The sequence below is a fragment of the Flavobacterium urocaniciphilum genome, assembly GCF_900110615.1.
GTDB lineage: Bacteria > Bacteroidota > Bacteroidia > Flavobacteriales > Flavobacteriaceae > Flavobacterium > Flavobacterium urocaniciphilum.
Map to the genome: position 1 here is coordinate 57,596 of NZ_FOEI01000004.1, position 20,780 is coordinate 78,375.

A 20,780-nucleotide genomic window follows, 5' to 3' on the forward strand; every position below is an offset into this window, starting at 1 on the left:
AAAGATTATGAAAAATTTAAAGAAAATATCATTAGCACTTTTTTCAATCATAGCATTGTTTTCATGTGTTAAAGATGATGTAGAAGATTTTAAATCAGGATCTCACATTGTAGGTTTTAAGAGAACAAGTTCTTCTTATATTTATACATCTGCAGATGTAAATCCAGTACAAATTTCAGAACCAATTGATTTAATTGGTGGTGAAGACGGTACTCCATCTGGAAGTAACATTACCATTCAATTTGCTGTAGACGCATCTAGTACTGCTATTCAAGGCACAGATTACACTATTAACGCAACTGGAAATCAAGTAACTATTCCTGCTAATTCTGACTTTGTTTTATTACCAATTACTGTAAACCCAAGTGCTTTACCAGGTAATCAACCAAAAACAATTAAAATTAATTTAACTCAAATTAGTACAGGTAATGCTGTTGTTTCAAATGCTAAAAAACAAATTACTATCACTATTGCAAAATGTGAATCTGCTTTAGAAGGTGATTATAGTTTAGTTGTAACAAGAATTGACAATGGAGATGTTTATAACTATTCAACTGAAACAATTACTTCAACTGGTACTATTGGTGAATATGTTACTTCTTCAACAGCTGAATTTGGCGACATGAGTTTAGGAGCATTAGACGATTTAACACTTGATGGTGCACCAAGAAATGGATTTATTTTTAACGATGTTTGTCAAACTATAGTTGTTCCAGAACAAAATTTAGGTGATTATTACACTAATTTAGTATTTGGAAATCCAGATGAAGAAAATGAAGTTGTTTTAGACCCATTAGGAAATGTGGTTACAATCACAATGACATACACAGTTGAACGCGCTGCTGGAAATAGAAAATATAAAGCAGTTTATACAAAACTTTAATTAGAAAAATATGAAAAAAGCATTTAATAAATTTGCCGTTTTATCATTATTAACATTATCAAGTTTAGCATATTTTTCTTGTAATGATGATGATACTGAATTTGGAAAAAAAGACAAGCCAACTTTGTCTGTAGTTAATAAATCATATTCTGTAGTAGAAGGACAACCTTTCGAATTACAATTTACATTAGACAAAGCAATTAACGATCCAATTGAATATAAATTAGTAATAAAACCAGACGGTACTGCTGAAGACCAAATGGATTACTACATTCAAAATGGATGTTTAAGTAACGACCCAAGCTGTGTTGCTATTGAAGAAAATGGCGGACCAGTAGGTTACGTATTTACAGTACCTGCATACACAACTAATTATACATTAACAATTGAAACTATCGCTGATTACCTTCCTGAAGGTACAGAAAACTTCAAAGTTTATGTATTATCTAGAAGAAATTTAAAAGGTTTAGTAGCTGAAGATACAGAAATGGACTTATCTATCACTAATTATGTTTCTACTGAAATCTTAGCTAGATTTGACTGGACAGGGACATATATGGGAACTGATGGTGAAGAACATGATTTCTGTGATTTAGATTTAGATTTAGAATTTTACGATGGTGGAGGAAATGTAGTTGAATATAGCTACTCTAGTTGTCCAGAAGAAATAATAACTTCTTCTTTACCTGACGGTGATTTCGATGTTTATGCAAGTTTTTGGTCTTTAGCTGGAGCTTCTCCTGAACCAAACCAAGATATTCCATTTACAGTAACGGTAGCTAAACAAGGTGTTTGGACAAGAGATTTAACTTTCTCTGGTGTTTTAAATACTAGTATGGTTTCTGGTGAAGATGGAAATCCTGATGCATACATCTATGTTGGAACAATTAATAGAAGTGGAAACATCTATACGTTTACAGATTCTAACGGTGTTCAATTAGAACAAGGTCGTCATGCAGCACCAAAAAAACTAAACAGACTTAAAAAGTCAAAAAGAAAATAATTCTTTGAAATATAAAGAGCACCTTTCCAAAAGGTGCTCTTTTTTTTTTAACTTTGTCGCATGAAATTAACTACATCATTAATTTATTCAAACAATATTGGATAAATGTTTAAGTAGCCATTTAAAAATTTCATCTACACAAATGAAAAATGAAAATCAAATTTTTGGAATAAGAGCCATTATAGAAGCTATAAATTCTGGAGCAGTAATCGATAAAGTATTTTTACAAAAAGATGCTCAAGGAGAATTAATGAAAGAATTACTTAAAGTTGTTAAAACTAAAAATGTAAACTTTAGTTATGTTCCTGTTGAAAAATTAAATCGATTAACTTCTATGAATCATCAAGGGGCTGTAGCGACCATCTCTCCTATTGGTTTTCATGATTTAGATGAATTAATTTCAACTACTTTAGAAAGTGGAAAAACACCTTTATTCTTAATATTAGATCAATTATCGGACGCTAGAAATTTTGGTGCAATTATACGAACTGCAGAATGCACAGGTGTAAACGGAATCATCATACAAAAGCAAGGTTCTGCTCCAGTAAATGGAGACACAGTTAAAACAAGTGCTGGTGCCGTTTTCAATGTTCCTATTTGTAAAGTTGACCATATTAAAGATGCTGTTTTTCATTTACAAAGTTGTGATATCAAAACAGTTGCTGCAACTGAAAAAACAGATCACACCATTTACGACATTGATTTTAAAACACCAGTAGCCATAATTATGGGTAACGAAGAACGTGGAGTTAATCCATCTGTTTTAAAAGTAGTGGATGAAAAAGCAAAATTACCAATGTTTGGAACAATTGAATCTTTAAATGTTTCTGTTGCTTGTGGTGCTTTTTTATATGAAGCAGTTAGACAAAGGTTATCTTAATTTCGATTATTTTCTTCCCAAAAATTCATAAATTACTCTAATTGAAGAAGTGAAATAACTTTCTATTTCTGGTTTAACTTCTTCAATTATTTCTGGTTTTGGAGGATTAATAAAATTCCCATTTTCATCAAATTGTTTGAAAAAAGGTTCTTTACTTGGGTCGAAATCGGGTTGCTCCCAATCGTAGAAAATGGGTTTTTCAAATTGTGGCGTTTTCACAAATATACTCATGGCTAATCCTGTTAAAAAGCCAACAAAATGACCTTCCCAAGAAATTCCTTTACTTATTGTTTCTGCATTAGGAAACATATACCATACTGTTCCTCCGTAAATTAAAACAATTACAAATGAAAGGGCTACTAAGCGGTAATATTTTGTAAGAACACCTTTAAAAAAAATAAAACTGACTAAGAAATACACCAAACCACTAGCTCCAATATGATAACTATTTCTACCTATTAACCACGTTCCAAAACCTAAAATTAAAATACCACTAAAAAGCACTTTATTAAATTGTTGGCGGTAAAAATATTTTAAAGCCATTAAAAGCAATAAAATAGGTATTGAATTATTGAGTAGATGTTTAAAATCGCCATGTATAAAAATATGAAATACTATTCCGCGTAATCCTTTTAATGTTTTCGGAAGAATTCCATATTCAAATAGTTGTGGAAAATAATTTTGATCGATATAAAAACCAAACCACATTAACATTACAACTATTAATGGAATAATTACAACGGATGGAGTAAAATAAAAGTTTTTATCTATTGAAGATGTTTTATACATAATTACTATTGGTCAAACTCTAAGCCAAACTGAAAGATATGCAATTTTGACATATCACTTAAATTTAAAAAAGATTGTTTCAAAAGATATCATTGTTTAAATTTGCTATATGACAGCACCATTAGCAGAAAGAATTCGCCCACAATCATTATCTGAATACATCAGCCAATCGCATTTAGTTGGAGAAAACGGTTCATTAACCCAACAAATAGCAAAAGGAATTATTCCGAGTTTAATTTTATGGGGACCACCAGGAACAGGAAAAACAACCTTAGCTCAAATTATGGCACAAGAAAGCAAACGTCCTTTTTACGAGTTGAGTGCAATTAATTCTGGTGTGAAAGACATTCGTGATGTAATTGAAAAGGCTAAGCAAAGTAGTGGTTTATTTACTGCTAAAAACCCAATTTTATTTATTGATGAGATTCATCGTTTTAGTAAATCACAACAAGATTCTCTTTTAGCTGCTGTTGAAAAAGGCTGGGTGACATTAATTGGGGCAACCACTGAAAATCCGAGTTTTGAAGTCATTCCCGCATTATTGTCAAGATGTCAGGTATACATTTTAAATGCATTTACCAAAGAAGATTTAGAAAACATTCTACAACGCGCCATTGAAACCGATTCCATTCTTAAAACTAAGAAAATCACATTACAAGAAACAGAAGCTTTATTGCGTTTATCTGGTGGTGATGGCAGAAAATTATTAAACGTTTTCGAATTAGTTATTAATGCTACTGAAAGTGATGAAATTGTTATCACTAATGAAAAAGTAATGCAATTGGTTCAGAAAAACACGGTATTATATGACAAAACAGGGGAACAACATTACGATATTGTTTCTGCATTTATCAAATCGATACGTGGAAGTGATCCAAATGGAGCCGTGTATTGGTTAGCAAGAATGATTGAAGGTGGTGAAGATGTCAAATTTATCGCAAGAAGAATGCTTATTTTAGCCTCTGAAGATATTGGAAATGCCAATCCAACAGCTTTAATTATGGCAAACAATACGTTTCAAGCGGTAACAACCATAGGATATCCAGAAAGCAGAATTATTTTAAGTCAGTGTGCGATTTATTTAGCAACTTCCGCAAAAAGTAATGCGAGTTATATGGCTATAGGAAAAGCGCAACAAATTGTAAAACAAACAGGTGATTTACCCGTCCCACTTCATTTAAGAAACGCTCCTACAAAGTTGATGAAAGAATTAGGCTATGGAGAAGAATACAAGTATTCACATGACTATACCAATAATTTCGCAGAACAAGAATTCTTACCATCTGAAATATCTGAGACTACATTTTTCGAACCTGGAGAAAACGCTAGAGAAAGAGAATTACGTCAGTTTTTGAAAAACAGATGGAAAGATAAGTATGGGTATTAGTTTGAAGTTAGAAATTAGAAATTAGAACAAAATTACTTTCTAAAACTGATATTCCTCAACAATTAATTTGTCATTCAAGTAATATTCAAAAAAACCTTTGTTTTCCACTTTGGTAAAAATACCTTTTACGCCAAATTTATCTGCAATAAAAACACTAGGATTTGAAGTTTTATATATCTGAAGAACAACTTTTGGAGAAGCATCTAAAATTGCAAATCCGTTTTGAATTTCTAATAAAGTATATTTTGAAACATTAGAAGTAGTTCCTTCACTTTTAATTTCAACTGTTTTTGTCTCAATCGGTTTAACATCAACAACCACTGGAGTTTCTTTTTTTATTGTCGGTCTTGTTAAAGCAAATTTTTTCACTTCAGGAACTAACAATCTCATTACTTCATTATATGCTAATTGATAATCTTTCTCTTTCGATTTCATTTCAGCACTTTCAAAAACAACATTATTTTGACAATCCTTAATAACGAATTTCATTTTTGTTGTAAACATATTACTGTTTTCAACTAAAAAACCTGAATATGCATTACATTTATTTTGTCCGATTTCAATAGGCAATTCATCATTTTCAAAATAAACATTACAGGATGAAGATAAAATTCCTTTAAACATGTTATTTAGATTATAAGAATTATCACTTTTTTGAAATTCATATTTTCTAGATATTAAAACACTTGGTTTATTTTGCGCAAAACTAAAAGTTGTTAATAAAACAACTAAGATGAATAGTATTTTTTTCATTATAAAATATTTTTTAATTCGGTTAATTTTTGAATTTGAATAATATCGTTTTCTACTAAAAAATTATTTTCATTAAAATAAATGGCTTTCATGCCAAATTCTAAAGCACCAACAACATCCGCTTCATAACTATCACCAATCATAATACTATCTTCTTTAGTAGCTTTTGCAGCAGACAAAGCAAATTCAAAGATATTTTGATGTGGTTTTTTATAACCTGCTAGTTCTGAATTGGTAATGGTTTGAAAATAAGTAATCAAACCAGAATTTTTCATTTTTAAATCTTGAACTTCTGCAAAACCGTTTGTAATAATATGCAATTGGTATTTGCTTTTTAAATAATCTAATATTTCAATAGTTCCTTCAATTAGAAAATTATTCAAGATTAAATTATCGATAAATTTATCTGAAATAGCGTGAATTAATTCATCTGAGACTTCATATTCCAATGCATCAAAAGTTTCTTTTAATCGAGCATATCGTAATTCCAAATGAGTAATTTCATTCACTTGATACAACTTCCATAATTTTTGATTAATGGGATTGTAAATCTTCGTAAATTGATCAACAGGAATTGAAATGTTGTATTCCTTTAATATTATTTCAAATGCTAAAGCTGCATTTTTATCGAAATCCCATAAAGTATGATCTAAATCGAAAAAAATGTGTTTGATGTATTTCAAAACTTATTTTCCTTTTACAATTTCGGCATTATCGCAATTATAAATCCAATCTTCAACATCCGTTTCATTCGGACGAAAAGTTCCTTTTATAGTTAAATAAGTATCGGTTTTTAATTTCGGAGTTGCTCCTTTAAATTTGATTCCCATTATTGTTTCTGGTCCCGATTTTCCACAAAAGAAACAAGAAGCAAAAACGTTTTTACTTAACGCATAATTTTTATTATCAATAGGCACAATAAAACCACTCATTACAATAGTTTTCTTTGCCAATTTTTTCAATTTTGTATTGATAATTGGAAAATCTACTTCACCATACGAAGCATGTTTTTTCTTCATGAATTTTATTTCGCCTAACATTTTCCATGTTAAAGTATCTGCAGCCACAACACTTTTAGAAGTATTGTAAGCAGCTACTTCATTTTGATTTTTGAAACTGAATAGAAAAACGCCAACTAAAAGGGCAATTACTAATTTTGTTGAATTATGCATTTGCTAATGTTTTTGAAATGTTTAATGTATATGCTTTTATTGCAGGAATTAAAGCAGCTATTAATCCGACTAATAATGTCAAACCAAATAACAATCCTTCTTTATTCCATATTATTTCCATAGGATCAAAACCTAATTTAAAATCTGATTCTGATGCTTCAGATAACAGTACTATTCCTATTCTACCTAAAATTGTGCCAAATAAATATCCAACGAAACACAACATCATACTTTCAAGTAAAACTACTAAAAGTAATTGATGTCTTTTTGCGCCATTGACACGCATTAATGCAAATTCAGCTTTTCTTTCTTTTAATGTATTAAAAAGCGCAATAAATATTGAAATTCCGGAAATTAACATGATACCGAATGCTAAATATTTTAAGGCATTGATTCCAACACCAAACATATCAAAAACTCTATTCATTTGATAAGTTGGTAAAGCGGCTTGCATCTTTGTATTTTGAGCAATTAAAGTTGGCCACATGAAAACACCCATTTTATTTTTAAACTCAATTAAAACCGAAGTAATTTCCATATTCGGTTCATCAATTGTCATATCATTTTCATGTTCATGATGCACGTGACCTTCCTCACCATGTGCTGGATTTCCTGCTACTTCTTCTCCTTCATGATGTACATGACCCGGTTCTCCATGTGCAGGATTTTCCGCTACTTCTTCATGACCTTCTTCATGATGCATTTGCCAAACCGTTGGAATATTTGATAAAATTAAATTATCAATAACTTTCCCTGTTTTTGAAGCAATACCTACAATTATATATTCACCATGTTCATGAACTTCACCTTCTGCAGCACTACCGTGTGTACCTTTAAATCTATCCCCTAATTTCAATTTTAATTTTTCGGCTACATCTGCTCCAACAACTACTTCAAAATTATGTTCAAATACTTTTCCTTCTGCAATTTTAGCTTGGTATTTTTCAATATAATCTGGAGTCGTTCCCACAATTTTAAAACCAACATAATTATCTCCATAAGCTAATGGAATAGCTTTTTTAACATACGGATGATTCATCCAAACTTTTACAGAATCAAAACTGATATTCCCTGTTGGATCATCTACTTGATAAACAGAAGACAACACTAATTGCAAAGGACTTCCTTGCGCTCCTAAAACTAAATCAACACCATCTAAATTGCTTTGGTATTTTTCTTCGAATTGTTTTTCTACTAAAATCAAAACTGTTATAATCGCAACCGAAGCTGTTAATAACAAAATACTTAAAATGGTATTTAAAGGTTTAAACCAAATATTTTTCCATGCTAACTTTCCGATCATACCATTGTAATTTGATTGGTGAATTTTTGTTTGATTCGACTATCGTGCGTAACGATAATTAAAGCTGTTTTATATTCTTTAGATAAGTTTTCTAACAATTCAATTACATTATCTGCGTTCTTATCATCTAAACTTGAAGTAGGTTCATCGGCTAATAACACTTTTGGTTCATTCATCAATGCACGAGCAATTGAAACACGTTGTTGTTGCCCCACACTTAGCTGACTTGGTAATTTATGCGCCTGTTCAGAAATATCTAACTTTTGCAATAATTCTTTAGCTCTAGCTTTATGTTTTTTGCCTGTTGCTAACCAACTTGCCATTTCTAAATTTTCCAAAACAGATAATGAGGCAATAAAATGTGATTTTTGAAAAACTACACCAATATTCTTTCCTCTAAATTTATCTGCTTTACTTCCTTTAAGATGAGTAATTTCTTTTTTATCAATATGAATTTCTCCAGATTTAGGCTGTAACAAACCTGCCAAAATATGCAAATAGGTTGTTTTTCCTTTTCCTGAATTTCCAGTAACCAAAATTGTACTTCCAGCCTCACAATACAAATCGGGCATGATAAAAGTCTGGTCTTTGTTATAAGAAAATGTAATATTTTTAGTGCTTATCATTTTTTTCTATATTATGCTGCAAGATAACAATATTGCCTAAGATTGAAAACCTATTAACAAAATTTTTAGTTTGAAAAAATATTAAAATTTACACTTCATAAACTTCAACAAGTAATCCTTTTTCTTCGTCATAAAAAATCCCTAATGATCCATCTACAAAATCGAAATAAATAAAATTTTCATTTCTATTATCTTGCTCCACTACTGTATTCACTGATAAAATAGGAGTATTAATTTTATCTTTCCAAATAGTGGCTTCACTTACATTTACTCTTTGCATTGAAATAACATCTTGAAATTTTTGTTGCAACGCTTTTTTCTCCACTTCAAAATTATTTTCTTGAGAAATAGTATATCCGTTATCCTCCTCATTAATCTTAAAAAAATAAGTCGAACCATCTTCAAAAACCATTTCAATAGTATCCACAAAAACAAATTTTTCATCGGGATTAACTAAATTAATCCAAAAATGATAAAATATTTTATTAATGCTTTGTTGCTTTTTTATTTGTGAAACCAATTCTAAATCTTGGTTGGAAAATTGATAAAATTCATTCATTTTATTTACTTCTTTTATTGCACAAAAATAAGCTTTCTTTTTATATCATTATGTAGGAACACAGATTTTACGGATTATGCGGTTTTATTTACTCTAATTTGATTTCAATTTTAAAAAATTGAAATGTAGATTTATTAATTTAAATTCTTTAAATTAACTTTCCTCTCATTAGTAAATACAATTCTTTTAAATTCAGGCTTTTCACCAAAATTAAGAATTAAGCCTACTTCGATTTCTGTTGATTTCAAATAATTATATACAATTGACTTGAATGACAACTTGATAGAAACTCATTTGCTTTTAGTTCTATAATAACTTTTTCTTCAACTACAATATCGGCAAAATAATTCCCAACTAATTTATTTTTATAATAAACATTTATTTGTTTTTGAGGTTCTGAATTCAAACCTACTTCTTGTAATTCAACCAATAACTCTCTTTCGTATACTTTTTCCAAAAACCCAAATCCTAAAGAATTATATACATTATAATAAGCTTTTAAAATTTTTTGTGTTATTAATTTATGTTTAAAATTATCCATGTTTATCCTTTTAAATCTGTAAAATCTGTGTACCTATAGCTAAAAAATTCCTTCATCCGTAAAACTTAAATAACCAAATTCTGTAATAATCAAATGATCTAAAACCAAAATATCCAACGTTTGACCTGCTGCTTTTATTTTTTTCGTTAAACTAATATCGCTTTCACTAGCTTGTAATTTTCCTGATGGATGATTGTGACAAATAATTATGGAAGTTGCAAAATGTTCAAAAGCAATTTTAAAAACCATTCGAGTATCTACAACGGTTCCTGTTATACCGCCTTTACTAATTTGCGATTTATATATTACTTTATTGGAATTATTTAAATACAAAACCCAAAATTCTTCATGAGGTAATTCACCAATAACAGGCTGCATAATTTCAAAAACTTTTTTACTAGATGTAATTTTAGGAATTTCTGTAGCTTCTTCTAATCGTCTACGTCTTCCTAACTCTAAAGCAGCAATTATAGTAATGGCTTTTGCTTCTCCAATTCCTTTGAATTGCATCAATTGATTAATTGTTAATTTACTTAGTTGATTGAGATTGTTATTGGAAGTTGCTAAAATGCGCTGACATAATTGCACGGCGCTTTCGTTTCGAGAACCGGAACCTATTAAAATAGCAAGTAATTCAGAATCAGACAAGGCAGATTTGCCTTTTAAAAGTAGTTTTTCACGTGGGCGATCGTCTTCAGCCCACAAATTAATTGGCGTATACATAAAAATATTTTGGCGTTTATAAAAAACAAAGTAAGAAAATTACAATAAATATTCCAAATTCTGTAACTTTATGAACATAACTACAACAAATAGTGTAACTAATAAAAACTATAATATGAAAACTTTAAAAAATCTTTTAGCAGCAACAGTACTTTTATTTACTTGTTTTTCTGCAACAGCACAAACGGCTGACGAAATTATTAACAAATATTTTGAAAACATTGGAGGCAAAGACAAGCTTTTAAAAGTGAATAGTTTCAAAATGAACATGGTTACCAACTACAATGGTTTAGAAATTCCAGTAGAAATTTTCAACGACAAAGCTGGAAAAATGTATGTAAAAATTAATTTCCAAGGGAAAGAAATTACACAATTAGCATTTGATGGCAAAACAGGTTGGAGTACTAATTTCATGACAATGAAAGCAGAAAAATTAGATTCTGAAACTACTGAAAACATGCTTTTACAAACTAAAGAATTCCCTGATCCATTCTTAAACTATAAAGAAAAAGGCTTTAAAGTAGAATTAATAGGTAAAGAAACTAAAGAAGGAACAGAATGTTTTAAAATTAAATTAACGAAAACTCCAATTACAGTTGCTGGAAAAAAAGAAGAAAATGTAATATTCTATTATTTTGATACTGAAAATTATGTTCCAATTATGACAGAATCTGAAATAAAAGAAGGACCAGCTAAAGGTCAAATGTCAACAAGTACAATGGGTGATTACCAAGAAGTAGAAGGAATGTATTTCCCTTTTACAATGAACCAAGGTGGACAAGCGATGACAGTAAAAACAATTACTATCAATCAACCTGTTGACAATAAAGAATTTGAAATGAAAACAGAATAATATGAAAAAATCATTATTATTTTCAATAATTTCATTCAGTGCATTATCCATTAACGCACAAGAAATAACCCTTAAAGGCAAAGAACTTTTTGGAGATTTAGAAGCTCGTCAAATTGGACCAGCTATTATGAGCGGACGTGTTTCCGATTTAGCGATGCATCCAAAAAATAATCAAATCATCTTTTTAGGTGCAGCTGGTGGTGGAATTTGGAAAAGTTCAGATGGTGGCGCATCTTTTGTACCTGTATTCGATAAACATATTCAATCTATAGGAACAATTACTTTTGATCCAAATAACCCAGATAATGTAATTTGGGCTGGAACAGGTGAAACTTGGACTAGAAATAGTGTTTCTGTTGGTGATGGAATTTACAAATCTACAGATGGCGGTTTAAATTGGACCAACATGGGCCTACCAAAATCTGAAAGAATTTCTTCCATTATTGTAGACCCAAGAGATTCAAATAATGTTTGGGTTGGTGTTTTAGGCGCACTTTGGGGTGATAGCGAAGAACGTGGAATTTACAATTCAAAAGATGGTGGAAAAACCTGGAATAAAATCCTTTATGTAGATAATAAAACAGGTTGTTCCGATTTAGTCATCGATCCTTCGAATCCGAATGTAATGTACGCTAGTTTTTGGGAATTTAGAAGAACTGCTTGGTCTTTCAATTCTGGAGGAAACGCTTCTGCCCTTTTTAAAACTACAGATGGCGGTAAAACTTGGAATAAAATTCACAATGGATTTCCAGCAGGAAAATTAGGAAGAATTGCTATCGCTGTTACTCCTTCTAATCCGAATATTTTATTTTCTGTAATTGAATGTGAAAAAGATACTCAAAAAGGGTTATACAAATCGGAAGATGCTGGTAAAACTTGGAAACATTTAAATAGCGATTTTGCATTAGTAGTAAGACCGTTTTATTTTTCGAGAATTACGATTGATCCTAAAAACCCAGAAATTATTTATAAAGGCGGATTAAACGGTTCAATTTCTCGTGATGGAGGAAAAACATTTAGAAACTTAGGTGCCATGCATTCTGACATTCATGACATCATTGTTGATCCAATAGACACAAATAGAATCTATGTAGCTACAGATGGTGGAATGTATAGAAGTTGGAATAACGGAAGTACATTAGACATCGTTAAAAATTTACCGCTTTCTCAATATTATCACATCACTTTAGATAACGAAGAACCATACAACATTTATGGAGGTTTACAAGACAATGGTTCTTGGTACGGACCAAGTAAAAGCGATGGCGGAATTGAAGCTAGAGATTGGAATAGTGTTGGGTATGGAGATGGATTTAGAGTTTTAAAACATCCAACTAAAAAAATCATTTATAGTGAAATGCAAGGCGCTGAAAATATTTGGCGTTATAATTTAGAAACGAAAGAATTAAAAACGATTCAACCTTTACAAGAAAAAGGTGTGGCTAAATTACGTTTCAACTGGAATACACCAATTGTTACCGGTTTACATAATCCGGATAGAATTTATGCAGGTAGTCAGTTTGTACATGTTTCAGATGATATGGGTGCAAGTTGGAAAATTATTTCTCCAGATTTAACTACAAATGATAAACTTAAATTAAATCAAGAAAATTCTGGCGGACTGTCGAAAGATAATTCTGGTGCTGAAAATCATTGTACTTTATTCACCATTGCGGAATCTCCTTTAAGTAAAGATATTATTTGGGCTGGAGCCGATGACGGAAATGTTCAAATTACACAAGATGGTGGTAAAACATGGAAAAACGTAACGGCAAACATTATCGGTTTACCTAAAAACACATGGTGTTACCATATAGAAGCAAGTAATTTTGCAAAAGGTAGTGCTTACGCCGTTTTTGATGGACATACATCTAACGATCAAAACACTTATGTATTTAAAACTACCGATTTTGGTGCAACTTGGACATCTATTGTAACCAAAGATATTGATGGTTTTGCACGTTGTATTCAAGAAGATTATGTAAATGAAAATTTATTATTCTTAGGTACAGAAAAAGGATTATACATTACAGTTGACGGTGGTAAAAACTGGTCTAAATTTGAAAATAATATGCCGGCTGTAGCCGTTATGCATTTAGACTTACATAAAAAAACTAACGATTTAGTTATGGCAACTCATGGTAGAGGTGTTATTATTCTTGATGATGTTAGTATTTTAAGACAAGTTACCAATGACATCATTGCTTCTGAAGTTCATTTCTTTAAAACTAAACCATTTGTAAAAGAAGAAAATTCTTCATTTGGAGCTACTGCTTCAGAATTAGAATTTGTTGGTCCAAATCCTAACTCATCTGCTCAAATTGTATATTATTTAAAGAAAAGAAATACGTTTGGAAAAATTGAAATGGAAATTCAGGATATGAATGGAAATAAAATTGTGAATTTACCAGTGAGCAATCAAAAAGGAATCAATATTGTTTCTTGGAACTTTAATGAAAAAGGTCCTAAAGTAGCTACAGGTAAAACGTTAGATTATAGTGGATTTACAACACCTTTAGTTCCAGCAGGAAAATACAAAGCGGTTTTAACTAAAGGAAAAGACAAATTCACTCATGAATTTGAAGTTATAAACGATCCGAAAAGCCCAGTTAAAGAAGCGGCAAGAGCAGATCAAAGAGCTACCACTAAAATGTTATTTAACAAAGTAGAACGTTTAGCTTATATGGTTTATGAAATTGATGAAATGATTAAACTGAATGGAGAAATTGCAGCAAAAGATAAAAGCTATGCAAAAACTGCCGATAAAATAAATGCTGAACTAAACAAATTAAAAAACACTATGGTTATTACAACAGGTGATAATTACGTTGGCTCTGCAGAAAAACAATTAAGAGAAAAATTAGGAGTTATCTATGTGTCTATTGCAAGTCAATATGATGCGCCTTCTCCTTCTCAAAAAGCAAATATTGAATCGGTGATGGATTTATATAATAAAGCGGAAGTAGAATTTAAAAGATTAGAAAAACTTCATTTCTCAAAAATTTTAGAAAAAGCTAAAAAGTTAAATCCAGAATATAAATTAAAAACATTCGAAGAATTTATCGCAAGTTAAAATCTTCAAAATTTAAAAAAGACCAATAAAAGTATTGGTCTTTTTTTTATACTAAATTTAAATTATTTGCGTTTGAATAAAAACGGTTTACTTATGAACTACATCTATTTATTCGCTTTACTTTTCAGTTTTGCTTCTTGTAAAAAGGAAGTAGTAAATTCTAAAAATCCTATTTTAATTTCTGAAAAAAGAGAAATTGAAGTTATTGAAAACCCAAGTTCCTTTGCAGAAAAATTATCGAATGCGGCCATTTCTATCATTGATCCAGAAGTGGTTTATACACCTGATTATGTGAAACTAAAATATCCAGGCGGTGATGTTCCTCCAAAAACAGGCGTTTGTACAGATGTAATTATTCGTGCCTATCGAAAACTGAATATCGATTTACAAAAAGAAGTTCATGAAGATATGACTGCTAATTTTAGCAAATATCCTAATTTAGAAAAATGGGGTTTAAAAACTACTGATAAAAACATTGATCACAGACGTGTTCCGAATTTAGAAGTTTTCTTTGACAGAAAAGGAAAAGTATTACCAATTACACAAAACGCAACAGATTATCAAACCGGAGAAATTGTCACTTGGATGATTAATAATAAATTACCTCATATTGGAATTGTAACTCATTTAAAATCGAAAGATGGCAAACGCAATTTAATAGTACACAACGTTGGCGGCGGACAAGTATTGGAAGATTGTTTGTTTAGTTATACGATTGTTGGACACTATCAATACGGCAATTAGACAATTTTCAATGTGCCAATTTAGGTTTGAACAGAATTGGCACATTGACTCATCGGCTAATTGATTAATTGACTAACTTCATCGAAATTCAAACCGCCATAATTTCCTGAACTCATTAAAAGTAAAGCTGAGTTATCAAAATTTTGGTTGAATAAATAGTCTTTAAATTCTGTTGGATTCGTATAAATAATTAAATCATCTCTTTTGAAAGATTGTGCGATTTGATCGTACGTTACTTCTTCTAATCGTTTAATTTTAACTGCATCAGGCGAATAAAAAACAACAGCAACATCAGCAGCATTTAATGCCCCTTCGTATTCTTTTAAGAATTCTGCATTTAAACTACTATAAGTATGTAATTCTAAACAAGCAATTAATTTTCTATCTGGATATTGTGCTTTTACCGCTTTAGTTGTAGCTGAAACTTTACTTGGAGAATGTGCAAAATCTTTATACGCTACTTTATTAGAGGATTCAGCAATTTTTTCTAAACGTTTACTAGCACCTTTAAAACTAGCAATTGCTTCATAGAAATCGGCTTCATCAACACCCATACATTGGCAAATCCATTTCGCACCTGCTAAATTACTTAAGTTATGCGCTCCAAAAACTTCAATTGGCATTGGCCCGTCTGGAGTTTCTAATAAAGTAGTTCCGTTTTCAACGGTATAAACTGGCGTTTGATATGGAATTTTACGAATTGGGTTTTCAGTTTCTTCTGCTACCGATTTTACAGCTGCATCTTCTTCATTGTACACTAAAATTCCACCTTTAGTAATTTGATTCGCAAAGATTCTGAATTGTTCTACATAATTATCAAAGGTTGGAAACACATTAATATGATCCCAAGCAATTCCTGACAATAAAGCAATATTTGGTTGATATAAATGGAATTTCGGACGCAAATCGATTGGTGAAGTTAAATATTCATCGCCTTCCAACACAATAAAATCGTTATCTTCTGTAAGATGCACCATCGTATCAAAACCTTCTAGTTGCGCACCAACCATATAATCTACTTCAATATTATGATAATGCATTACATGTAAAATCATTGAAGTGATTGTTGTTTTTCCGTGTGAACCCCCAATTACAACGCGTGTTTTATTTTTAGATTGTTCGTATAAAAACTCTGGATACGAATAAATTTTCAATCCTAATTCTTGAGCTTTTAATAATTCTGGATTATCCGCTTTAGCGTGCATTCCTAAAATAATAGCTTCAATATCTGTTGTGATTTTTTCAGGAAACCAACCTTCTTCTTTCGGCAATAAACCTTTTTTCTCTAATCTCGATTTTGAAGGTTCAAAAATAGCATCATCACTTCCTGTTACATGATATCCTTTATTGTGTAAGGCTAATGCTAAATTATGCATGGCAGCTCCGCCAATGGCTATGAAATGTGTTCTCATTTTTATGTTGAATTGTTTATTTGTTAAGTTGTTTATTCGAATAAACGATTAAACAAATCAACAAAAAACTTATTGATTATTTTTTAATATTTAGTGCTTTCGCTTTATCTTTTAATTTATTCATATACAAATCGTATAGCTTTGCATATGTGGTAGCCGACTTCCCTATTTGATGTGCTTTTACCAAATGTACTTCAGCTTCTTTATATCTTTTATAATACACATCGATATATCCTTTTGCCAAATAACCATCAACTTTTGAAATGGCTAATAATTCATCGGCATATTTTTGTGCTTTTTTCTCACTTCCACCAACAATACCTGGCAATTCAATGTATAACATTACTAAGGCCCAACGTGATTCAATGTGTTTCTTATCTAAAGAAGCGGCTTTTAAAAAAGCTTCTTCAATATCATCAATCATACCTAAAGCTTTGAATTTACTCACCGATTTGGCTTTCATTCCCATCGCACCTCCATATTTAAACCAATAATTAGCACTATTGGGATTAGACGTTTTTAGTTTTTTGTAATAATCAATGGCCACATCCCATTTTTGAGTACTTCCCGCAATATCACCTAAATATTCAATTGTTTTGTGATGATTAGGAACACTTTTCAAATACGCTTCAAATAATGTTTTAGCTTCTGTAAATTTCTTTTCATTAAATAGCTTAACTGCTTTTTCAAAATTAGATTGAGAAAAAGACAAAGTACTCATAAGTACAATTACTATAAAAGCTATTTTTTTCATATATTAGTATTCTGCGTATCGACTAAAATAACCACATTCACGGATTACTTCCTGATAATATTTTGTATTAGAATAATTCTGTTTCAATTTTTTATAACCATCAAAAATAATATAATCTACTTCATATGGTTTAAAAGCATCAGAAAGATAAAATTTATTGCGCTCTATTTTGGTTAAAAGATAAGTAGCTTTTGCTTTTTCTTCATCATTTTGAGCAGTACTTAAAGCTTTCTGATAATAATTCTCTGCAAAGGTATTACTCATTAAAATACCATCATATTCTTCATCAATATAATTTCCATATTGATCGATAATTGGATTATCATAGAAAAATCGTGCATTACCATAATACGACATGTTATAAAAAGCATTACCTAATAAAATATTTCCAGAATGCACATCTACTCCATTCGCAATATTGTTTTGAATTTCTTTTATTTTTTCTAAAAACGCTAATTTAGTATATTTTGTTTTCTGTTTGGCAAAATGATCACATTGTATACAATCCATTATTTTTCCATTGAATGGATTTCCATATAAATTATCTGCTTTATTACATTTTTTAAATTCTGCGATCGCTTTATCAATTTGATTTTTATAAGCATACAAAATTCCTTTATACTCATATATATCATCTAATGTTACACTATATAAAGATTGTGCAAATTTATCCCAAGGTGTATTTTTATTTTCAATAAAGTATTTTTGCATTTTTTTCAAACGTTCTTCACTAGCATAAAAATTACTTTCTCTTGAAAACAACTCTGCCATTACCTCATTCTTTTGTTTTTTATATAATTTAGAAATATAACTTTTTGTCCAAACAACTAAAAAGCTTGTTCTTAATTTTGCATCTTCGTTTCTAAATTCAATAGACTCATCATAATATTCATGTGATTTCTTATCTAATTCATACAACCAAGTTAAACTTGGCAATAATTCATTTTCTGTTGACGTATTCATCACTTTTGTCTTCGAAACTTGATTAAAAATTTCAAATAACTTGATTTGCTTTTGTACTAAGCTACTTTCAGGCGCACAATTTTTAGCATCATTGAAACATGTTGTAGCTTTTGAATAATTCCCTTTGATGGTTTCAAAATAACCCGTCACAATATGCCACATATATGGTGTTAAAGTGTTTTTTTTGCTGGCAATATCATTTACAAGTTTATATAATCTTTCGTCTAATTTTGAATCATGAACCGTAGCGTTCGAACTATATTTTCTATATTCAGTTTTATTAAAATTATGTTCTTCTGCATTTACAGCTCGAGTTAACAAATAAGCCAAATGTTTGTTTTTAGGATCAATTTCATAAATTTTAGAAATAGCTTCTACTGGATCGGCATAATATCCAAATAATGCCCACAATGCAGCTTTTTCATTATCGTTTTTTACCATTTTCAAAGATTCATTAAAATCTTTTGTTTCTTGAGGTCGGAAATTGAACGTAGATTCGTTTCTTAAAGAAGGACAATTTTCAAAAACCACAGCATATTGATAATTGGATAATGCATATTTTTTTTGCTTATAATTTACTCCAGCTACATAGGATAAAGCTCGATAATAATTGATACTTTTTGAAACTAAAGCTGCTGTTGCATTAAAAAAACTGATTGTATTGTTTTGATTTTCTGAGTAAAAACTAGCTTTTAAATTTAAAAACCAATATTTCTCTTTTAGAAAAACATCTTTAGTTTCAGTATAAAGTTTTTCTATATTTTTTAATTCAGTTGATTTTACTTTTGGAGATTGCGAATAGGTTTCCGTTTTATAATCCCATTCTGGATAGAAATTAGTTGAACTTTCTAATGATTTTGCTAAGTTTATAAATTTAAAGAATTCTTTAACTTTAACGTTATCAAGATTATATCTTTTACTTGTACTATTAGGTTTGTCATTTTTTATTGCAGTATCAATTTTAGACAAAACATTATTTAATGAATCTGATCCAATAATTGTTTGTAATTCCTCTTTAGAAATTTCATTATTTAGATAAGTATTCCAATCATCCACTTGATATCCTACAAATCGATTAGAATAACTTACCCAATAATTTTCATATCCATAAATAACTGGATTTGAAAAAAACAATGGTTCACAACTCTTATCATTTACAAAAACTTCAGGAGAAAAAGTTGAATTTTGTTTTTCCCAATATCCATCTTCATAATCTCCACCACCAGAAATGGAGAAAATAGCAACAATACTGATAATAACCGCTGAAGTTTTTAAATATAATGGACTAAAAATTGTATTCATTCTTATTTTTGGTTAAGTTTTTTTCGTCTAAATCGTAATAAATAAATTCTGTTTGTGGATGCTTACTGTATTTATGCATTAAACTTTTCATATCGTCAAGATCGTTTACCGAAATTGATTCTTCAAATAACACATCTCCTTTTTTATAAAAATCTCCAAAAGCTATGCCACTTTCCTGAACAACATGTTTTTTGGAATCGCTTTCAAAAGTAATTTTATTTTGATAATCATGAATACTTTTTTTGGAAATTATTTGAACAACTTGCCCGTTTCTAGTATGAACCAACCAAGAAAAAATAGGCAATGCCGTTTTTAGTTGCAAAGGATAATTTTTCAAATATGGTAAATATTGCAAGGCAATTTCTTTATCATAAATAGCATTTTTACCTTCTGCATTTACTTTCCCAATATTATACAACATCAAAACACCATAATCTACTGGTGGCACTTTCGTTTTTTCAAAATATTTTATTTGATGTAATCGAATCGTAGTTGAAATAGTTTTACCGTACTTTTTTTTCAAAATCGTTAAAAACTGCATGTATTTATCTCTACTTTCTAACGACCAATCGCAATCAATTTGTATTTCTGAATTTTGAATTTTATGCACCGAATTAATTTGATTAATCAGTTTCAAAAGATTTGAACTAAGTTGTTCAACATTTGTATTTTGGTTTAAAAAAACTTCGTTTTTGATAAATATAGTGGGAATTATTTTTGAAACTTTTGGTTTACTTTTAAACGCGATAGGTTTAACCGGATAAGGCACATTATTTTGCAACGCTACATCGAAATACCTCACATATAACTGCGTTACATTATTGTCTTTTAATACTTGAGCTTCTTTTGGAGAAAGATTGAATTCTGTTCTCCAAAAATAAAAGGAAACAGCATTTTTCGGATTCTCACTACAAGAAAAAAACAATACAAATAAAAGGATAACAACAGCTTTTCGCATGAAAAAAAATTATGTTCAAAAATAAGAAAAAGGTAACTTTTGCGTTATACTTTTTAAGTATTTTTAAAAAAATTTAAAATCCTTTCCAACCTTTTTGTAAAA

General features: G+C 30.0%; 21 protein-coding genes. 7 read left to right on the forward strand and 14 right to left on the reverse strand.

Features of this window, described 5'->3' with window-relative positions:
• Positions 1-7 precede the first annotated feature (7 nt).
• From BMY86_RS08455 to rlmB, 3 genes are all read left to right on the forward strand, one after another.
• Entirely contained in the window at positions 8-883 is an 876-nt protein-coding gene (locus tag BMY86_RS08455) for a hypothetical protein (protein WP_091467648.1), read from the forward strand.
• A 10-nt stretch (positions 884-893) separates the two neighbouring features.
• Positions 894-1,886, forward strand: a complete 993-nt coding sequence (locus BMY86_RS08460) for a hypothetical protein (protein ID WP_091467651.1) — start codon at positions 894-896, stop codon at positions 1,884-1,886.
• A 142-nt stretch (positions 1,887-2,028) separates the two neighbouring features.
• Positions 2,029-2,766: a 23S rRNA (guanosine(2251)-2'-O)-methyltransferase RlmB gene (gene rlmB / locus BMY86_RS08465; protein ID WP_091467653.1), complete on the forward strand. Its 738-nt coding sequence runs from the start codon at positions 2,029-2,031 to the stop codon at positions 2,764-2,766.
• Between the two features lie 6 nt (positions 2,767-2,772).
• On the opposite strand, the gene BMY86_RS08470 is transcribed toward rlmB, so the two are convergent.
• On the reverse strand, positions 2,773-3,555 hold the full coding sequence (locus BMY86_RS08470) for a rhomboid family intramembrane serine protease (RefSeq protein WP_091467655.1): 783 nt from the start codon (positions 3,553-3,555) through the stop codon (positions 2,773-2,775).
• A 109-nt stretch (positions 3,556-3,664) separates the two neighbouring features.
• Here BMY86_RS08470 and BMY86_RS08475 point away from each other — a divergent pair, with 109 nt between their 5' ends.
• Positions 3,665-4,942 (forward strand): replication-associated recombination protein A, encoded by a 1,278-nt coding sequence (locus BMY86_RS08475; RefSeq protein ID WP_091467657.1) that lies wholly within the window; start codon positions 3,665-3,667, stop codon positions 4,940-4,942.
• A gap of 39 nt (positions 4,943-4,981) precedes the next feature.
• On the opposite strand, the gene BMY86_RS08480 is transcribed toward BMY86_RS08475, so the two are convergent.
• From BMY86_RS08480 to radC, 9 genes are all read right to left on the reverse strand, one after another.
• Complete coding sequence (locus tag BMY86_RS08480) at positions 4,982-5,695, reverse strand: hypothetical protein (RefSeq protein ID WP_091467660.1); 714 nt, start codon at positions 5,693-5,695, stop codon at positions 4,982-4,984.
• Positions 5,695-6,378, reverse strand: a complete 684-nt coding sequence (locus tag BMY86_RS08485; RefSeq protein ID WP_091467663.1) for a YjjG family noncanonical pyrimidine nucleotidase — start codon at positions 6,376-6,378, stop codon at positions 5,695-5,697. The genes BMY86_RS08480 and BMY86_RS08485 overlap by 1 nt, the downstream gene beginning before the upstream one ends.
• A 3-nt stretch (positions 6,379-6,381) precedes the next feature.
• Positions 6,382-6,867, reverse strand: a complete 486-nt coding sequence (locus tag BMY86_RS08490; protein ID WP_091467665.1) for a hypothetical protein — start codon at positions 6,865-6,867, stop codon at positions 6,382-6,384.
• Entirely contained in the window at positions 6,860-8,170 is a 1,311-nt protein-coding gene (locus BMY86_RS08495; protein ID WP_091467667.1) for an ABC transporter permease, read from the reverse strand. Before BMY86_RS08495 ends, BMY86_RS08490 begins: the two co-directional genes overlap by 8 nt.
• Positions 8,167-8,796, reverse strand: coding sequence for an ABC transporter ATP-binding protein (locus BMY86_RS08500; protein WP_091467669.1), 630 nt, complete (start codon positions 8,794-8,796; stop codon positions 8,167-8,169). Before BMY86_RS08500 ends, BMY86_RS08495 begins: the two co-directional genes overlap by 4 nt.
• An 88-nt stretch (positions 8,797-8,884) precedes the next feature.
• Positions 8,885-9,355, reverse strand: coding sequence for a hypothetical protein (locus BMY86_RS08505; protein WP_091467671.1), 471 nt, complete (start codon positions 9,353-9,355; stop codon positions 8,885-8,887).
• A 134-nt stretch (positions 9,356-9,489) separates the two neighbouring features.
• On the reverse strand, positions 9,490-9,633 hold the full coding sequence (locus BMY86_RS13165) for a GxxExxY protein (RefSeq protein WP_317040096.1): 144 nt from the start codon (positions 9,631-9,633) through the stop codon (positions 9,490-9,492).
• Complete coding sequence (locus BMY86_RS08510) at positions 9,600-9,896, reverse strand: GxxExxY protein (RefSeq protein WP_245745627.1); 297 nt, start codon at positions 9,894-9,896, stop codon at positions 9,600-9,602. Before BMY86_RS08510 ends, BMY86_RS13165 begins: the two co-directional genes overlap by 34 nt.
• Positions 9,897-9,935: 39 nt before the next feature.
• On the reverse strand, positions 9,936-10,619 hold the full coding sequence (gene radC, locus BMY86_RS08515; protein ID WP_091467673.1) for a RadC family protein: 684 nt from the start codon (positions 10,617-10,619) through the stop codon (positions 9,936-9,938).
• A 115-nt stretch (positions 10,620-10,734) separates the two neighbouring features.
• Here radC and BMY86_RS08520 point away from each other — a divergent pair, with 115 nt between their 5' ends.
• From BMY86_RS08520 to BMY86_RS08530, 3 genes are all read left to right on the forward strand, one after another.
• A complete protein-coding gene (locus BMY86_RS08520) occupies positions 10,735-11,472 on the forward strand; it encodes a LolA-like protein (protein ID WP_091468129.1) in 738 nt (245 codons plus the stop codon).
• A 1-nt stretch (position 11,473) separates the two neighbouring features.
• Complete coding sequence (locus BMY86_RS08525) at positions 11,474-14,545, forward strand: WD40/YVTN/BNR-like repeat-containing protein (protein ID WP_091467676.1); 3,072 nt, start codon at positions 11,474-11,476, stop codon at positions 14,543-14,545.
• Positions 14,546-14,638: 93 nt separating this feature from the next.
• Positions 14,639-15,289, forward strand: a complete 651-nt coding sequence (locus BMY86_RS08530) for a DUF1287 domain-containing protein (protein WP_091467678.1) — start codon at positions 14,639-14,641, stop codon at positions 15,287-15,289.
• Between the two features lie 56 nt (positions 15,290-15,345).
• Here the strand turns inward: BMY86_RS08530 and BMY86_RS08535 are convergent, their stop codons facing one another.
• From BMY86_RS08535 to BMY86_RS08550, 4 genes are all read right to left on the reverse strand, one after another.
• Positions 15,346-16,701 carry a UDP-N-acetylmuramate--L-alanine ligase gene (locus BMY86_RS08535; protein ID WP_091467681.1) on the reverse strand — a complete coding sequence of 452 codons (1,356 nt, stop codon included), beginning with the start codon at positions 16,699-16,701 and terminating at the stop codon, positions 15,346-15,348.
• 76 nt (positions 16,702-16,777) lie between these two features.
• Positions 16,778-17,455 carry a tetratricopeptide repeat protein gene (locus tag BMY86_RS08540; protein ID WP_091467684.1) on the reverse strand — a complete coding sequence of 226 codons (678 nt, stop codon included), beginning with the start codon at positions 17,453-17,455 and terminating at the stop codon, positions 16,778-16,780.
• Between the two features lie 3 nt (positions 17,456-17,458).
• Positions 17,459-19,720 (reverse strand): hypothetical protein, encoded by a 2,262-nt coding sequence (locus BMY86_RS08545; RefSeq protein WP_091467687.1) that lies wholly within the window; start codon positions 19,718-19,720, stop codon positions 17,459-17,461.
• Positions 19,704-20,678, reverse strand: a complete 975-nt coding sequence (locus tag BMY86_RS08550; RefSeq protein WP_091467689.1) for a hypothetical protein — start codon at positions 20,676-20,678, stop codon at positions 19,704-19,706. Before BMY86_RS08550 ends, BMY86_RS08545 begins: the two co-directional genes overlap by 17 nt.
• Positions 20,679-20,780: the final 102 nt, after the last annotated feature.

Bases quoted from the DNA above. Each gene is read 5' to 3' on its own strand.
- BMY86_RS08455 (WP_091467648.1), top strand. From the start codon at position 8: ATGAAAAATTTAAAGAAAATATCATTAGCACTTTTTTCAATCATAGCA.
- BMY86_RS08460 (WP_091467651.1), top strand. From the start codon at position 894: ATGAAAAAAGCATTTAATAAATTTGCCGTTTTATCATTATTAACATTA.
- rlmB (WP_091467653.1), top strand. From the start codon at position 2,029: ATGAAAAATGAAAATCAAATTTTTGGAATAAGAGCCATTATAGAAGCT.
- BMY86_RS08470 (WP_091467655.1), bottom strand. From the start codon at position 3,555: ATGTATAAAACATCTTCAATAGATAAAAACTTTTATTTTACTCCATCC.
- BMY86_RS08475 (WP_091467657.1), top strand. From the start codon at position 3,665: ATGACAGCACCATTAGCAGAAAGAATTCGCCCACAATCATTATCTGAA.
- BMY86_RS08480 (WP_091467660.1), bottom strand. From the start codon at position 5,695: ATGAAAAAAATACTATTCATCTTAGTTGTTTTATTAACAACTTTTAGT.
- BMY86_RS08490 (WP_091467665.1), bottom strand. From the start codon at position 6,867: ATGCATAATTCAACAAAATTAGTAATTGCCCTTTTAGTTGGCGTTTTT.
- BMY86_RS08495 (WP_091467667.1), bottom strand. From the start codon at position 8,170: ATGATCGGAAAGTTAGCATGGAAAAATATTTGGTTTAAACCTTTAAAT.
- BMY86_RS08500 (WP_091467669.1), bottom strand. From the start codon at position 8,796: ATGATAAGCACTAAAAATATTACATTTTCTTATAACAAAGACCAGACT.
- BMY86_RS08505 (WP_091467671.1), bottom strand. From the start codon at position 9,355: ATGAATGAATTTTATCAATTTTCCAACCAAGATTTAGAATTGGTTTCA.
- BMY86_RS08510 (WP_245745627.1), bottom strand. From the start codon at position 9,896: ATGGATAATTTTAAACATAAATTAATAACACAAAAAATTTTAAAAGCT.
- radC (WP_091467673.1), bottom strand. From the start codon at position 10,619: ATGTATACGCCAATTAATTTGTGGGCTGAAGACGATCGCCCACGTGAA.
- BMY86_RS08520 (WP_091468129.1), top strand. From the start codon at position 10,735: ATGAAAACTTTAAAAAATCTTTTAGCAGCAACAGTACTTTTATTTACT.
- BMY86_RS08525 (WP_091467676.1), top strand. From the start codon at position 11,474: ATGAAAAAATCATTATTATTTTCAATAATTTCATTCAGTGCATTATCC.
- BMY86_RS08530 (WP_091467678.1), top strand. From the start codon at position 14,639: ATGAACTACATCTATTTATTCGCTTTACTTTTCAGTTTTGCTTCTTGT.
- BMY86_RS08535 (WP_091467681.1), bottom strand. From the start codon at position 16,701: ATGAGAACACATTTCATAGCCATTGGCGGAGCTGCCATGCATAATTTA.
- BMY86_RS08540 (WP_091467684.1), bottom strand. From the start codon at position 17,455: ATGAAAAAAATAGCTTTTATAGTAATTGTACTTATGAGTACTTTGTCT.
- BMY86_RS08545 (WP_091467687.1), bottom strand. From the start codon at position 19,720: ATGAATACAATTTTTAGTCCATTATATTTAAAAACTTCAGCGGTTATT.
- BMY86_RS08550 (WP_091467689.1), bottom strand. From the start codon at position 20,678: ATGCGAAAAGCTGTTGTTATCCTTTTATTTGTATTGTTTTTTTCTTGT.